This is a genomic window from Citrobacter sp. MGH106 (assembly GCF_001037495.1).
Lineage (GTDB): Bacteria > Pseudomonadota > Gammaproteobacteria > Enterobacterales > Enterobacteriaceae > Citrobacter > Citrobacter murliniae.
Genome location: NZ_KQ089822.1, coordinates 3906921 through 3921947, shown reverse-complemented (window position 1 = coordinate 3921947; position 15027 = coordinate 3906921). Strand labels below are relative to the sequence as shown.

The 15027-nt window shown below is 51.2% G+C and carries 16 protein-coding genes and 1 pseudogene; 5 read left to right on the top strand and 12 right to left on the bottom strand.

Annotated features, from left to right (window positions below; translation table 11 throughout):
* Nucleotides 1-3 precede the first annotated feature (3 nt).
* Both pyrB and pyrL read right to left on the bottom strand, forming a co-directional pair.
* Nucleotides 4-939, bottom strand: coding sequence for an aspartate carbamoyltransferase (gene pyrB, locus SK36_RS18270; RefSeq protein WP_048222256.1), 936 nt, complete (start codon nt 937-939; stop codon nt 4-6).
* Between the two features lie 2 nt (nt 940-941).
* A pseudogene (gene pyrL / locus SK36_RS23995) lies at nt 942-1077 on the bottom strand (pyr operon leader peptide).
* On the opposite strand from pyrL, the gene SK36_RS24765 reads away from it, so the two are divergent.
* Complete coding sequence (locus tag SK36_RS24765) at nt 1057-1179, top strand: hypothetical protein (protein ID WP_136345326.1); 123 nt, start codon at nt 1057-1059, stop codon at nt 1177-1179. The pseudogene pyrL and the gene SK36_RS24765 sit on opposite strands and share 21 nt — an antisense overlap.
* On the opposite strand, the gene SK36_RS18265 is transcribed toward SK36_RS24765, so the two are convergent.
* The 5 genes from SK36_RS18265 to arcA form a co-directional block, all read right to left on the bottom strand.
* Complete coding sequence (locus SK36_RS18265) at nt 1176-1655, bottom strand: arginine repressor (RefSeq protein ID WP_048222253.1); 480 nt, start codon at nt 1653-1655, stop codon at nt 1176-1178. The genes SK36_RS24765 and SK36_RS18265 overlap by 4 nt on opposite strands.
* 143 nt (nt 1656-1798) lie before the next feature.
* Nucleotides 1799-3202, bottom strand: a complete 1404-nt coding sequence (locus SK36_RS18260) for a YfcC family protein (RefSeq protein ID WP_045439193.1) — start codon at nt 3200-3202, stop codon at nt 1799-1801.
* Nucleotides 3203-3257: 55 nt separating this feature from the next.
* The gene (gene argF / locus SK36_RS18255; protein WP_048222251.1) at nt 3258-4262 is read right to left on the bottom strand and encodes an ornithine carbamoyltransferase; all 1005 of its coding nucleotides are present in this window, start codon (nt 4260-4262) and stop codon (nt 3258-3260) included.
* A gap of 83 nt (nt 4263-4345) precedes the next feature.
* Entirely contained in the window at nt 4346-5272 is a 927-nt protein-coding gene (arcC, locus tag SK36_RS18250; RefSeq protein WP_048222249.1) for a carbamate kinase, read from the bottom strand.
* Nucleotides 5273-5281: 9 nt separating this feature from the next.
* A complete protein-coding gene (arcA, locus tag SK36_RS18245) occupies nt 5282-6502 on the bottom strand; it encodes an arginine deiminase (protein ID WP_048222247.1) in 1221 nt (406 codons plus the stop codon).
* A 671-nt stretch (nt 6503-7173) separates the two neighbouring features.
* Between arcA and SK36_RS18240 the strand changes: the two genes are divergently transcribed.
* The gene (locus SK36_RS18240) at nt 7174-7626 is read left to right on the top strand and encodes a YhcH/YjgK/YiaL family protein (RefSeq protein ID WP_045439205.1); all 453 of its coding nucleotides are present in this window, start codon (nt 7174-7176) and stop codon (nt 7624-7626) included.
* A 55-nt stretch (nt 7627-7681) separates the two neighbouring features.
* Here the strand turns inward: SK36_RS18240 and argF (SK36_RS18235) are convergent, their stop codons facing one another.
* Together argF (SK36_RS18235) and SK36_RS25280 are read right to left on the bottom strand one after the other, a co-directional pair.
* Nucleotides 7682-8686, bottom strand: a complete 1005-nt coding sequence (gene argF / locus SK36_RS18235) for an ornithine carbamoyltransferase (RefSeq protein WP_045439209.1) — start codon at nt 8684-8686, stop codon at nt 7682-7684.
* The gene (locus SK36_RS25280) at nt 8656-8730 is read right to left on the bottom strand and encodes a hypothetical protein (protein ID WP_404979420.1); all 75 of its coding nucleotides are present in this window, start codon (nt 8728-8730) and stop codon (nt 8656-8658) included. Before SK36_RS25280 ends, argF (SK36_RS18235) begins: the two co-directional genes overlap by 31 nt.
* 119 nt (nt 8731-8849) lie before the next feature.
* Between SK36_RS25280 and rraB the strand changes: the two genes are divergently transcribed.
* The 3 genes from rraB (at nt 8850) to SK36_RS18220 (ending at nt 11002) form a co-directional block, all read left to right on the top strand.
* The gene (gene rraB, locus SK36_RS18230; RefSeq protein WP_045439213.1) at nt 8850-9275 is read left to right on the top strand and encodes a ribonuclease E inhibitor RraB; all 426 of its coding nucleotides are present in this window, start codon (nt 8850-8852) and stop codon (nt 9273-9275) included.
* A gap of 51 nt (nt 9276-9326) precedes the next feature.
* A complete protein-coding gene (miaE, locus tag SK36_RS18225; RefSeq protein WP_045439216.1) occupies nt 9327-10100 on the top strand; it encodes a tRNA isopentenyl-2-thiomethyl-A-37 hydroxylase MiaE in 774 nt (257 codons plus the stop codon).
* 71 nt (nt 10101-10171) lie between these two features.
* Nucleotides 10172-11002: a hypothetical protein gene (locus SK36_RS18220; RefSeq protein ID WP_045439217.1), complete on the top strand. Its 831-nt coding sequence runs from the start codon at nt 10172-10174 to the stop codon at nt 11000-11002.
* Nucleotides 11003-11005: 3 nt separating this feature from the next.
* On the opposite strand, the gene SK36_RS18215 is transcribed toward SK36_RS18220, so the two are convergent.
* The 3 genes from SK36_RS18215 to holC all read right to left on the bottom strand — a co-directional run bounded on the left by SK36_RS18215 (nt 11006) and on the right by holC (nt 14983).
* On the bottom strand, nt 11006-11509 hold the full coding sequence (locus tag SK36_RS18215) for a GNAT family N-acetyltransferase (RefSeq protein ID WP_045439219.1): 504 nt from the start codon (nt 11507-11509) through the stop codon (nt 11006-11008).
* 175 nt (nt 11510-11684) lie between these two features.
* Nucleotides 11685-14540, bottom strand: coding sequence for a valine--tRNA ligase (locus SK36_RS18210; protein WP_048222242.1), 2856 nt, complete (start codon nt 14538-14540; stop codon nt 11685-11687).
* Entirely contained in the window at nt 14540-14983 is a 444-nt protein-coding gene (gene holC / locus SK36_RS18205; protein WP_045439226.1) for a DNA polymerase III subunit chi, read from the bottom strand. The genes SK36_RS18210 and holC overlap by 1 nt, the downstream gene beginning before the upstream one ends.
* Nucleotides 14984-15027: the final 44 nt, after the last annotated feature.

The following is a 15027-nucleotide window of genomic DNA, read 5'->3' as shown; positions in this document are numbered from 1 at the left end:
CCCTTACAGTGCCAGATCGCGGTTCAGAACCAGTGCCAGTAACGCCTGGCGAGCGAATATCCCGTTGCCTGCCTGCTGGAAATACCAGGCATGTGGCGTCTTATCAACGTCGGTAGTGATCTCATCGATACGCGGCAGCGGATGCAGAACTTTCATATTCTCTCTCGCACCATTCAGATCGCTGGCGCGCAGAACAAACTGTGCTTTCACGTTGGCGTATTCAGACGGGTCCAGACGTTCTTTCTGTACGCGGGTCATATAGAGAATGTCCACTTCCGCCATCACCTCTTCGATAGTGCCATGCAGGCTCCAGGCGATACCTTTTTCATTCAGCATATCCAGAATGTATTGCGGCATTGCCAGCGCATCCGGGGCGATAAAGTAGAAGCGGTTGCCCTCAAATTTCGCCAGTGCCTGGGTCAGGGAGTGGACGGTACGACCATATTTCAGGTCGCCTACCATCGCTATCTGCAGATTGTCCAGGCGGCCCTGAGTTTCCTGAATGGTGAACAGATCCAGCAGGGTTTGCGTCGGATGCTGGTTGGAGCCGTCACCCGCATTCAGTACCGGCACATTGCCGGAGAATTCAGTTGCCAGACGCGCGGCGCCTTCCTGCGGATGACGCATCACAATGGCATCAACATAGGTGCTGATGACGGAAATGGTGTCGGCCAGCGTTTCACCTTTTTTGCCCAGGGATGTGTTGCTGCTGTCGGAGAACCCAACCACGCTGGCACCCAGACGGTGCATCGAGGTTTCAAATGATAAACGGGTACGGGTTGACGCCTCGAAGAAGCAACTGGCGATTACCTTATGTTTTAACAGTTCCGGTTGCGGGTTTGCTTTGAGTTTCGCCGCCGTCGCGAGGACCAGATTCAGATCATCGCGGCTGAGGTCGTTTATGGAAATGATGTGTTTTTGATAGAGCGGGTTAGCCATGTTTATCTCCTGACGCCTGGGCAAAAAAAAAGCCCCTCAATTGAGGGGCTTGGAATAGGTGATCAACGGGAAGAAAAACGGCAGGCCAGCGTCTTTTTTCAGACGCGGTAAGACAAAATGTCGTACACACTGAACCATACATCCTCCCGGCAAATTGTCCGCGATTATACTCAGCTACGTTATGGGATCAAGCAAATAATGCACAAATTATTCATCGCAAACGGTTCTTATGAATTTTAATTCATCTTTAGTAAATAATTAATCTGCTTGTGGACTAGCGCAGTTCGCTGAACTACCCGAGGTGCGACCCAGACAATACTGCTGCCGGCAACGACTCCCAGAACTTCCGGCAATGCGTGATAATCGAGGATTCTGGCAACGGCCCGGCCATATCCCGCTGCGGTGTGGATAAGGATAAATTCGCTATTGTGCTCTATGCTGACCACCATTTCAGAAATAGAGCGGGCGGCATCCGGCGCAGGGCGCAACTGGGGATTTGTAGAATAAATTTTTTGCCCTTTTGTATTTCTTATTTTTATAGCTCCGAGCAATTTCAGCAGGCGTGAGACAGTAGACTGGCTGATGCCGGCAAACCCCTGGTTTTGCAGTTCACAGCGGATGGCTTCCTGTGACAGGTAGCGTTTTTCTGTAATCAGGCGCTGACAAACCGCCAGCAGCAGTTGCTCTTTGGCAGAGTAATCATCGTATTCCTTCATAAAGACACCTTATATTTATTATTTATATCAATGCGATGGCGAAATTCACCATATTTTCCGTATCGATAACGGATCAAACGGGCGGTTGGGCAGAAAAACGAGAGAGTGCTCAAAAAAGCCGTCGATATCCGACGGCAAAAGGGCTACAGCATGGCGCCTATGCTTAAGACCGCCATGTTCAGCAGCGTGAGAATGAGCAGTAATGGGGCGACCCATTTCAGGTATCGCACGTAAGGTACGCGAGCAATGGCCAGTCCCCCCATTACCACCGCAGAGGTAGGGGTAACCAGATTCACAATGCCGGAAGCGGACTGGTACGCAGTGACAACCAGATCTCTTTGCACATGGGCGAAGTCTGCCAGCGGAGCCATTATTGGCATGGTAAGTACTGCAAGCCCGGAGGAGGAAGGCACCAGGAAGGACAGCAAAACTTCCAACCAGTAGGTAACATTGATGAAAATGGTGGTAGAAAGGCCAGAGACTAAATTCTCGGCGCTGTGCAGAATCGTGTGGGTAATCATGCCGTTATCCATCACCACGACGATGCCGCGGGCAATACCGATAATTAGCGCGACACCAAGCAGATCCCGCGCGCCGTCGATGAACGTGCTGGTAAATGCTTCTTCGCTCATTCTGGCTATCACGCCCACGATAATTGCAGCAGCCAGAAAGACGCCGGATATTTCCGCCATCCACCACCCGAGTACAGCGACCCCATAAATCATCACCGCAAAGGCGGCAGCGAAAATAAACAGGATTGCTTTACGCGTAGCCGTGAACTCAAGGTTGGTATCGGCGCGATTACCGAGAAAATGAGCGCGGTTTTCCTCCAGTTTGTCCGCTACGATAGACAGCTCTGGATGACTGCGAACTTTTCGGGCATAGCGCATCACCCACACGACGCAGATAACATACCCGACGAGCAGTAGCAGAATGCGCATCAACATCCCCTGGGTAAAAGGGATCCCGGCTGCGTTAGCAGCGATGACTGTCGCAAAGGGGTTAATCGTCGAACCGAGTGTGCCAATACCAGCGCCGAGCAGAACGGTAGCGGCGGCAACTAACGGATCGAAGCGGGCGGCCATCATTACCGGAACTAATAATGTGTAGAAAGGGAGTGACTCTTCTGCCATCCCGTAAATCGTTCCTCCGGCAGCAAAAAGTCCCATCAGGATGGGGATCATCCACTCCTCTTTACCGTTAAGTCTCACCGTCACGCGTTCAATTCCGGCGTCGATGGCACCTGTTTTATTCACAACCCCCAAAAAACCGCCGATGATCAGGACAAACAACGCCACATCAATTGCACCGGCGGTGTAGGTTTCATGGTTATAAAGACCGTCGATTGGTGCCAGTAATACTGCGGTAAAACCTTGTGGATGGGCCTCTGTGGGGGCGTAAGTGCCAGCAACCGGTACTTCTTTGCCCAGTGTGTCATTCATCGCCATCTGGTATTTCCCTGCCGGGACTATCCAGGTCATGACGGCGACAAGTGCAATGAGAATAAACAGGATGGTATATGCGCTGGGAAATTTGAATTTGCCCATGATGTTCTCCGGATAGCTCGGGCATACATCGCCTGGCGACATATGCCCTGAGGGATTAGTCGCCGAGTGTCGCTACCATGACCGCTTTGATGCTATGCATCCGGTTCTCTGCTTCGTCGAAGACGATCGAGTGAACTGACTCGAATACTTCTTCTGTGACTTCCAGCCCTTTCAGGCCGTAAGCCGCTTCGATTTCACGTCCTACTTTGGTGTGCTCGTTATGGAAGGCCGGCAGGCAGTGCATAAATTTCACATTAGGGTTGCCGGTGGCCTTGATGACCTGTTGGTTAACCTGGTAGGGCGTCATCAGGCTGACGCGTTCCGCCCATGCTTCTTTTGGCTCGCCCATTGAGACCCAGACATCGGTATAGAGGAAATCCACGTCGTAGACGCCTTCAGCGACATCGTCGGTGAGCGTAATGCGCGCACCAGTAACACTGGCGATTTCACGGCATTCGGCGACCAGAGCTTCATCTGGCCAGAAGGATTTTGGTGCGACCAGGCGAATATCCATGCCCATTTTTGCCGCGCCGACCATCAGCGAATTGCCCATGTTGTTACGGGCATCCCCGAGGTAAGCAAAACTCAGTTCAGGTAGAGTTCTACCCGGTGCGTGTTCCAGCATTGTCATCAGATCGGCGAGGATCTGCGTAGGGTGAAATTCATTCGTCAGCCCATTCCATACCGGAACACCGGCGTACTCACCCAGCTCCTCAACGATGTCCTGGCCATAGCCACGGTATTCGATGCCGTCATACATACGACCCAAAACGCGGGCGGTATCTTTCATCGACTCTTTATGACCAATCTGCGAGCCGCTTGGGCCGAGATAGGTCACTTGCGCACCCTGGTCGAAAGCGCCGACTTCAAAGGCGCAACGGGTGCGAGTAGAGGTTTTTTCAAAGATCAGCGCGATGTTCTTGCCGATTAGTGTTTGTCTTTCACGCCCGGCTTTTTTCGCGGTTTTTAGCTCGATAGCCAGATCGATGAGGTACTGGATCTCGGTGGGGGTGTAGTCGAGAAGTTTTAGAAAGTTGCGATTTTTCAGTGAAATAGCCATAAATAGGTCCTTAAGTCGTAGCAGGCAGGATGGCAACTTCGCCTTATCCGGCCTGCGGGTTCGTGCCATCAGGTAAAAGGGGTTTATGCGTCGACGGTTTCGCTGCGAATCAGCGTGCCTTTGTCTCCGCTGAGAATGGACGTGCCGTCAGCCAGCGAACCGATGCCCGCAATGCCGTGGCAGCGGCTGACAAACTCGGCGCAGGCCGTGACTTTGGGCCCCATTGAACCGGCGTCGAATTGCATTTCGCTGAGTAGCTCCGGAGTGACCTGAGCCAGCGGGCGTTGAGTGGGTTTGCCCCAGTCGAGGTATACGGCGTCGGCATCTGTCAGGATCAGCAGCGCATTGGCATGGATTTGGCTGGCGAGGAGGGCTGCGGAGAGATCTTTGTCGATCACCGCTTCAATACCGTGGTAGCCATCGGCCTTCTCCACCACGGGCACACCACCGCCACCGTTGCAAATAACCAGATGATCGCGGGCGATCAGGGTACGAATCGCGTCGCTTTCAACAATGCGCTTGGGTTGTGGAGAGGGGACCACCCGGCGGAATGCTTTACCGTCGGCTTTGAAAACCCAGCCCTTTTCCGCCTGTAATGTCCTGGCCTGGATGTCGTCGTAAATCGGTCCGATATATTTGGTTGGGTTGCTGAATGCCGGATCGCTGGCATCGACTTCAACCTGCGTCAGCAGGACGCTAATTTCACGCTGCGGAAGCTGATTTTTCAGCGCCTGCTGTAGCATGTAGCCGATCATGCCCTGGCTCTCCGCGCCGAGAATGTCGAGCGGATAGGGGGTGACGCTGGCGTAGGCACTGTTTTGTAACGCCAGCAGTCCGACCTGCGGGCCGTTGCCATGCACCAGGATCACGCGCCACTGCTGCGTGAGCTGGGCGATGGTTTTTGCTGCCAGCTCAATATTTTTACGTTGAATATCTGCTTCCAGCGGCTCGCCACGTTTGAGCAGCGCGTTGCCACCGAGGGCGACAACCAGAGTAGGTTTGTTTTCCATGACGTCCCCTTAAATACCGTCGCGTTCCAGCGGGCAACTCATGCAGCGCGCACCGCCGCGACCTCGTCCAAGTTCGTCGCCTGGAATGGGTAAAACGGTGATTCCGGCTTTATCGTATTTTTCGTTGGTCCAGATGTTGCGCTCATAACCCACTACGACGCCGGGGCGCAGAGTGAGGACGTTGTTCGCATCATTCCACTGCTCACGTTCGGCTTCGAAAGCGTCACCACCGGTGGTGATTAAGCGAATTTGATCAAGGCCCAGGGCTTTTTCGAGGGCATGTACCAGGGTGTTTTCCTGAGTTCGTTTCAGGCCGCCGCGTCCATCTGGCGTCAGGGTCCAGCACTGAACGTCAGGGCGAACGACTTCCGGGTAGACGGAGAAGGTATTGATATCGATATGGGTCATAACGGTATCGAGATGCATACAGGAGCGATGTTTTGGCAGTTCTACGGCGATCACGCGTTCAGCCTGGCGATGCCTGAATAGCGACTGGGCAAGAAACTCGATTCCCTGTGGGGTTGTCCGTTCAGACATGCCGATCAGCACTGCGCCACGGCCAATGACCAGCACATCACCACCTTCTAACGTGGCATGGTCATAATTAATATTTTCATCACCGAAATATTTAATAAAATCACCATCGGCAAATTGCGGATGCCAGCGATAAATTGCCCGGAGATTATTGGTTTCCCGCTGACGGGCTGTTTTGGCCATCGGATTAATAGACACACCGTTATATATCCAGCATGAAGTGTCGCGAGTAAATAAGTGATTCGGTAATGGCTTCATAATAAAATCATTAATATCATGAGTGTCGACTACCATATTTTTGATTGAAGCGGGGATTTCTCCGTAGGTCAGACCGCCGCTTAAATGCCGGGCGAGTTCCCGGTGCGACATATCTGCCAGCCAGGCGCGAATATCGGTAGCGAAAGCGGGGCCAAGGCGGTAATCAGAAATTTGCGTATCCAGTAACCAGCTTTTTGCGTCAGGGATATCAAGAGTTTGTGTCAATAAATCAGTGAGTAACAGAACTTCAATTCCCTGCTGACGCAGTGTGTCGGCGAAAATGTCATGTTCTTCACCCGCACGTTCTACTGAAAGAACATCATCAAAAAGCAGCTCCTGACAGTTCGATGGCGTCAGCCTTTTTAAACTGAGATTAGGACGATGTAGCATCACGCTACGTAATTGACCGATTTCGGAACCGACATAATGCTTTTCCATCATTATCCCTTTAACGTGATTGTAAAAAATAAAGAGGAGGTGCCTGCAAATAATATTTTTGCAGTCATGATTTTTCAGCTAATTGCGGGATCTATATTTAGACCTTATCTGACATAGAAATGTGATTTCTTTCACAGTAGAGCGGACGTTTTATTTTTCTTTTTTAATATATGACAGAGTTCTGAGAAATTAAAAAATAATAGGGTGTTGAATTGAATTAATACGCAGGAATATGTCTTGTTATTTGTTCGTGTTAATTGTTTGTGTGTTTTCTTAAATATAGTGAATTTAATAATTTGTTGATTTTTAATGGTTTATTTTTCATCTTTGAATGGTTATGCGATTTTTTAATTTTATTATTTGTGGTTTAACTTTTATTTTCAAATAAATATGAGGATATACAGGCATTATGAAGGGAGAGTGAAATGTGACCTGTTGCGGGTTTTTCTAATAAAATTTTGTAAAACAGTAGGTTACATAACATCAGGGAAAGAGGGGATCATGAGTTATGCATAGTTTATGCATAACTCATCCTGGATATTAACAACTGACCAACATCATCAGCGATAAACATGCGTTGACGCAAAATATCAGTAACCAGGAGTTGTATGGCAGACGGTTTTTTCGTATAACAACCAAAATGAAACGTTGTTTTAGTTGAGGGTTTTGAAATGATTATTGGCAATATTCACCACCTGGAAGCATGGCTGCCAGAAGAGTTGCGACAGGCGATTGAGCACATTAAAGCGCATGTGACGGATGAAACTGAAAAAGGTAAGCATGACATCGATGGCAATCGCCTGTTTTATCTGATTGCAGAAGATATGACCGAGCCGTTCGAGCAGCGCCGTGCCGAGTACCATGCCCGTTATCTTGATATTCAGATCCTGCTCAAAGGCCAGGAAGGGATGACTTTCAGCACATTGCCTGCGGGTGCGCCGGAGACCGACTGGCTGGAGGATAAAGATATCGCCTTTTTACCGGAAGGGGCTGAGGAGAAAACGGTTGTACTGAATGAAGGTGACTTTGTGGTGTTCTATCCAGGAGAGGTTCATAAGCCGCTGTGTGCGGTGGGTAAGCCTGCGCTGGTACGCAAAGCTGTGGTGAAAATGCTGGTGGCGTAGAATATATTGTGATGCCGGATGAGACGCCATCCGGCACTTCCGTCATGTAATATAGTCACTTCGCTAACGTCGCGACCATCACCGCTTTGATTGTGTGCATGCGGTTTTCTGCCTGATCGAATACCACACTGGCGGGTGACTCGAAGACCTCGTCTGTCACTTCCATACCGCCATGCAGACCGTACTCTTCCGCCATTTTTTTGCCAAGCGTGGTCTGATCGTCATGAAATGCAGGCAAGCAGTGCAAGAATTTCACCTGCGGGTTGCCGGTCAGCTCCATCATGCTGCTGTTGACCTGATATTTACGCAGTAACGCAATACGCTCGGCCCATTTCTCTTTCGCTTCACCCATTGATACCCAAACGTCGGTATAGATGAAATCTGCACCTTTAACGCCTGTGGCAACATCTTCAGTCAGCGTTATATTACCGCCGTTTTTCTGTGCCAGGGCTTTGCATTCCGCAACCAGATTTTCTTCAGGCCAGCAGGCTTGTGGCGCAACCAGACGCAAATCCAGCCCCGTTAACGCTGCTGCTTCCAGCATCGAGTTCCCCATATTGTTGCGGGCATCGCCGGTATATACCAGCGTCATCTCATTAAACGCTTTACCCGGCAGATGTTCTTGCATAGTTAACAGATCGGCCAGTAACTGAGTGGGGTGAAATTCGTTAGTTAACCCATTCCATACCGGAACCCCGGCATACTCCGCCAGTGTCTCAACGACCTCCTGTCCGTGGCCCCGGTACTGAATACCGTCGTACATGCGACCGAGCACTCGGGCGGTATCTTTAATCGACTCTTTATGACCAATCTGACTGCCGCTTGGCCCGAGATACGTTACGCGAGCGCCCTGATCGTATGCGGCAACTTCGAAAGAGCAACGGGTACGGGTCGAGTCTTTTTCGAAGATGAGCGCGATGTTTTTGCCGGTCAGTTTGGCGATCTCTGTGCCGTTTTTCTTATCCACCTTTAGTTGTGCGGCGAGTTGTAGCAGTGATGCGAGTTCAGCAGAGGTGAAATCAAGCAGTTTCAAAAAATGCTTCTGATAAAGTGCAGACATGGTTCCCTCACATGGCTTAAGCCATTTATTGAATTAAAATTCAATTTATATGGATATTTATTCGTTTGCAACCTTGTTTAACAAATCTTTCCTGGAAAGGTGGAGGCAATGTCAGCGGTATGTGACAATAAGAGTATCGGCAGGACATTATGAGGAACGAGCCATGGCAAACCCGGAACACCTGGAAGAACAGCGTGAAGAAACACGCTTGATTATTGAAGAATTACTTGAAGATGGCAGCGATCCTGATGCGCTGTATACCATCGAGCATCACCTTTCCGCAGATGATTTTGAAACCCTGGAAAAAGCAGCAGTAGAAGCCTTCAAACTGGGTTATGAAGTGACCGAGCCGGAAGAGCTGGAAGTGGAAGAGGGCGACACGGTAATTTGCTGTGACATCCTCAGCGAATGTGCTCTGAACGCCGAGCTGATTGACTCCCAGGTTGAGCAACTGATGAACCTGGCTGAAAAATTTGATGTGGAGTACGACGGGTGGGGTACTTATTTTGAAGACCCTAACGGCGAAGAAGGTGAAGACGGCGACGATGAAGATTTCGTCGACGAAGATGATGATGGCGTGCGTCACTAAATCATCTGCTGACCTACGGCAGCGTTTGCTGTCGTAGGGCAAGGACAACGTATGGATTACCCGCAAATACTCTCCCCGATCCTGAACTTCCTGCACTGCAAAACACCCCAGGCATGGCTTGATAAAGCGCGAGACCCGGAACATCTACCTCTGTTACTGACCGACCACCTCATTTGTGAACTGAAAGCGGCGCAAACCGCGATGTTGCTGGTGCGTAAATATGTCGCTGATAAGCAGGGAGCGCAGGCGCTGCTGGAGTGGCTGAAACCCTATGAGGCCTTTGCCTTCCGGGAAGGGGAAGAACCTGATTTCATCTCACTGAATAAGCAGATCGGCAAAAGTGTGATGCCGCAAACTGACGACCCATGGGGACGACAGCTTATCGACAGCATGGTTTTGTTGATCAAAGAAGAGTTACACCACTTCTGGCAGGTGCGGGAGGCGATGATGAGTCGCAATATTCCGTATATCAAAATTACTGCCAGCCGTTATGCCAAAGGCATGCTCAAAGAGGTGCGAACCCATGAGCCGTTAACGCTGATTGATAAGCTCATTTGCGGCGCGTATATCGAGGCGCGTTCCTGCGAACGTTTCGCTGCTCTGGCACCGTATCTGGATGACGAGTTACAGGCATTTTATCTGTCGTTGCTCCGTTCAGAGGCGCGCCATTATCAGGATTATCTGGCGCTGGCACAGCAGGTTTCTGCACACGATATCAGTGAAAGAGTACGATTTTTTGGTGAAGTAGAAGCTTCGCTGATCTTATCCCCGGACGATGAGTTCCGTTTTCACAGTGGCGTACCGGTCATCTCTAAAATTCGGTAGTTTTTGCTGTTGCCCAGTGACAGGATGTCTGCAGACGTTAAGAATGTCTCTTTTTGGGACAAGGATTACCAATGAACTGGACACATGTATTACTCGCTGCTTACGTAGGCGTGGTTATCGCCATCGTGGTGGGCATCTTTCGCAAAAAAGGCTGGGTGGGGAAAATCTCCGGCGCGGTTTTCATGGTGATAGCGATCATTGCGTGGAACGTTTTTGACGTGCATTACCTGATCCCCCGGGAAAATGCAGCCTCAGGTCAGACCGAAGAACAAAAATTTGATGCCGCGATGGCAACCCTGCCAACGATGATCGTGCTAAAAGAGCAGGAACCCGCATTATGGCAGCGTATTCGCATGCAGGCCCTGCAGATGCGAAAAGAGGGTAAAAGCGAGCAGGAGATGATTGATGCGGTACAACCGCAGATATTGCAGATTCAGATGGCACGCTTACAGAATGCGCCGGACGAGAACGTCACGGCCTATATGAAAATCAACCTTGAACAGATTGCGGCAGTGCAAAAGAAAGGGGATGACGAGTGCTTCCGTTTTCTGTTTCCGGCGGTGAAAGGTGGAATTAACCCGGTCCATTTGATTGCGAAGGATATTATTCAGCGGCGGATGGAGAGCGATGCTGCAATGATGCGTGCTGCCTATGGGCCAAACCGACACACGGTTACGGAAACTGAACGTCAGCAGGCAACACAGGATGTGCAGACAGTCGTGCCACCGTTAGTGCAGCGTTATGGCCATGATATTGAAATCATGGCTGATCCACAGAAAGGCGTTGGTAAAGAGAAGATTGCCTGCGATCTGGTGCAGGACTTCTGGTCGCAGGTACTGAAACTGCCTGCGGCAAATGCGGCCGGCGTTATTCGCCTGTCGGTCGCACCTGACATGCAGTAAAACTTAAAGGGGTTTGAGCATCCGCACTTCACAATCGACGTGCCCGGTACAGCCCAATGGTTCGCTGATGTGCTCAAACCCTAAATGTTCATACAGGCCAATCGCCTCACGCAAAAAGGCAGTGGTTTCCAGATAACAGCGCTTAAAGCCCTGTTCACGGGCATGGTCCAGCGCCATCAACGCCAGTTTCTTTGCCATCCCCTGTCCACGTATTGTGGGTAAAAAATACATTTTTTGCAGTTCACAAATATCAGGTTCGCTACAGGAAAGTGGTGCGATGCCGCCACCGCCCACAACCTTTCCGTTCTGCTCGACAACCCAATATGCATATCCTGGCTGATTGTAGAGCTGATATAGCTCATCGAGATTAGGGTCGGCGACGGTATAGCCTTTATCGGCGGTCAGGCCGTATTCAGCGGAAACCTGACGGATCACGCTGGCAACGGCTGAATTATCGTCAGCGGTGATAAGGCGCAGGGTGGCCGCGACCGGTGAAATAACATTCATAGCAAAACTCGTGACATGTAGTGGCGGATATACGCAGTTAATAACACTGTGGGACGGGGATGTGCAAGAGAGGAAAATTCAGGAACGGATGTATTGCGCGCCCCAGGAAGCGCGCAATACATTGATATTAAAGATATAACAGGCCGGGTAAGCGATATGCCTCCCGGCTTTCAGATTACAGCGCGCTAATAACCGCCTGCTGCTCAATCAGTTTAGCTTTCGCTTCTGCATAACCGTCCAGCTTCTCGCGCTCTTTGGCGATCACCGCTTCTGGTGCTCGCGCCACAAAGCCTTCGTTAGACAGTTTATTTTCGATGCGGCTGATTTCACCTTCGATTTTCGCCACTTCTTTCGCCAGACGTGCCAGTTCATCTTCTTTATTGATGAGGCCAGCCATCGGGATCAGCAGCTCAGCACCGTCGATGATTTTGGTCACAGATACCGGACCTTTATCGTCGGCAGGCAGCACGGTGATGCTTTCCAGACGCGCCAGATTCAGCAGGAAGCTACGGTTGTTGTTGACGCGACGAATCGCGGCTTCACTGCAACCACGCAGCAGCAATTCCAGTGGTTTGCCTGGGGCAATGTTCATTTCCGCACGGATGTTACGCACGGCAACGATCGCCTGCTTCAGCCATTCGGTATCAGACAGTGCCGCTTCATCAACCTGAGCCGCATCGTATTCCGGGAACGGTTGCAGCATGATGGTGTCTGCGGTGATACCGCAAATCACTTTCACACGCTGCCAGATGGTTTCGGTGATGAATGGAATAATCGGGTGCGCCAGGCGCAGCAGACCTTCCAGAACCGTCACCAGCGTGTGGCGGGTACCGCGCAGTTCAGACTCTGAACCACCGTTCATTACCGGCTTGGTCAGCTCCAGATACCAATCGCAGAACTGGTTCCAGGTGAATTCGTACAGGATGCCTGCGGCGATATCGAAGCGGAAGTTATCCAGTGCTTCGCGGTACGCTTTCACGGTCTGGTTGAATTCTGCGAGGATCCAGCGGTCCGCCAGCGACAGCGTCATTTCGCCGCCGTTAAAGCCGCAATCCTGGTCTTCGGTATTCATCAGCACAAAGCGGCTGGCGTTCCACAGCTTGTTACAGAAGTTACGGTAACCTTCCAGACGCTTCATATCCCAGTTGATATCGCGACCGGTAGACGCGAGTGCTGCCAGGGTAAAACGCAGGGCGTCAGTACCGTGTGGCTCGATGCCGTTCGGGAACTGCTTCTCGGTGCGTTTGGCGATTTTCTCTGCCAGCTGCGGCTGCATCATATTGCCGGTACGTTTTTCCAGCAACTCAGGCAGGGCGATTCCGTCAACCATATCCAGCGGGTCGATAACGTTCCCCTTGGATTTGGACATCTTCTGGCCTTCGTCGTCACGGATCAGGCCAGTCATGTAGACGGTCTTGAACGGAACCTGCGGCTTGCCGTTTTCATCTTTGATGAAATGCATGGTCATCATGATCATGCGGGCAATCCAGAAGAAGATGATGTCGAAGCCGGAAACCATCACGCTGGTCGGGTGGAACTGACGCAGAGCGTCGGTGTTTTCCGGCCAGCCGAGGGTCGAGAAGGTCCACAGTGCGGAGGAGAACCAGGTATCGAGAACGTCTTCGTCCTGACGCAGGGCAACGTCGGCGCCCAGGTTGTTTTCCTGACGTACTTCGTCTTCGTTACGGCCAACGTAGACATTACCGTCGTTGTCGTACCATGCCGGAATACGGTGACCCCACCACAGTTGACGGGAGATACACCAGTCCTGAATATCGCGCATCCAGGAGAAGTACATGTTTTCGTATTGTTTCGGTACAAACTGAATGTCGCCATTCTCAACCGCTTCAACGGCCGGTTTTGCCAGCACATCGGCACGAACGTACCACTGGTCGGTCAGCATCGGTTCAATAACCACGCCGCCACGGTCGCCGTAAGGAACAGTCAGATCGTGCGGTTTAATCTCTTCCAGCAGGCCCAGTGCGTCGACAGCGGCAACCACGGCTTTACGTGCGGCAAAACGCTCCAGCTTCTGGAATTCAGCCGGGATCTCATTGGAGTAAACGTCGGACTCTTCACCTTTGGTGTCGTACACTTCTGCACTTTCACGGATATCGCCGTCAAAGGTCAGAATGTTGATCATCGGCAGGCCGTGACGTTTACCCACTTCATAGTCATTGAAGTCGTGGGCCGGGGTGATTTTCACGCAACCGGTGCCTTTTTCCATATCGGCGTGTTCATCGCCAACAATTGGAATGCGGCGGTTAACCAGCGGCAGGATCACGAATTTGCCGATCAGGTCTTTATAGCGCGGATCTTCCGGGTTAACGGCCACGCCGGTATCACCCAGTACGGTTTCCGGACGGGTTGTCGCAACGACCAGGTAATCTTTACCGTCGGCGGTTTTTGCACCATCGGCGAGCGGATAGCGGATGTGCCACATCGAGCCTTTGGACTCGCGGTTTTCCACTTCCAGATCAGAAATAGCAGTACGCAGTTTTGGATCCCAGTTTACCAGGCGTTTGCCACGGTAAATCAGGTCTTCTTTGTACAAGCGAACAAAGACTTCTTTCACGGCATTGGAAAGGCCTTCATCCATGGTAAAGCGCTCGCGCTCCCAGTCCACAGAGTTGCCCAGACGGCGCATCTGACGGGTAATCGTACCGCCGGACTCCGCTTTCCACTGCCAGATTTTATCGATAAAAGCATCGCGACCATAGTCGTGACGGGTTTTACCTTCTTCGGCAGCAATCTTACGTTCAACCACCATCTGGGTTGCGATACCCGCATGGTCAGTACCTGCCTGCCACAGGGTGTTTTTACCCTGCATGCGCTGGTAACGGATCATGGTGTCCATGATGGTCTGCTGGAAAGCATGACCCATATGCAAACTGCCGGTAACGTTCGGCGGCGGGATCATGATGCAGAAGGACTCTTTGCTTTCATCGCCGTTAGGTTTGAAATAGCCCTGCTTTTCCCAGTGCTCGTAAAGCGGCTGTTCGATATCTTGTGGGTTGTATGTCTTTTCCATTATTTCCAGGTTGCCGTATTCAGGTTAAAACCAGCCACGCGATATGCTTTGTAGCGCTCGCGTGCCGATTGTTTCAAAGAATCTTCGTAAGGGACAAAGTCTATCACTTCTGTGAAAGCGGTGGCAAAATCTACAAAGCCAACGCGCAAACTGATCAGCAGATCGCGTGGGCTACTATTGCGCTTTTCCGGCCAGGCAATTTCAACTGGTGCACCGCCGCGCGGGCCTTCACCCGCCAGATTATGCGGCACAAAGCTTTCTGCCGGTCTCGCCCACAGCGCTTCATCCAGCCGAATAGCTTGTCTTTCATCTTCACAGGCAATCAGTACACGCTTGCCCGCGCGCCAACGTTCTGCGGCAATTTCACACACCAGTTGCTCGACGGCGCTTAAGCCATCAATGACGGTGTCATTGTCCAGAAGGTAGAACGTTGCATTCTTCATATATGGGGCTTCTTGTGGTGGATTTAAATGCGTTGCCATGATGC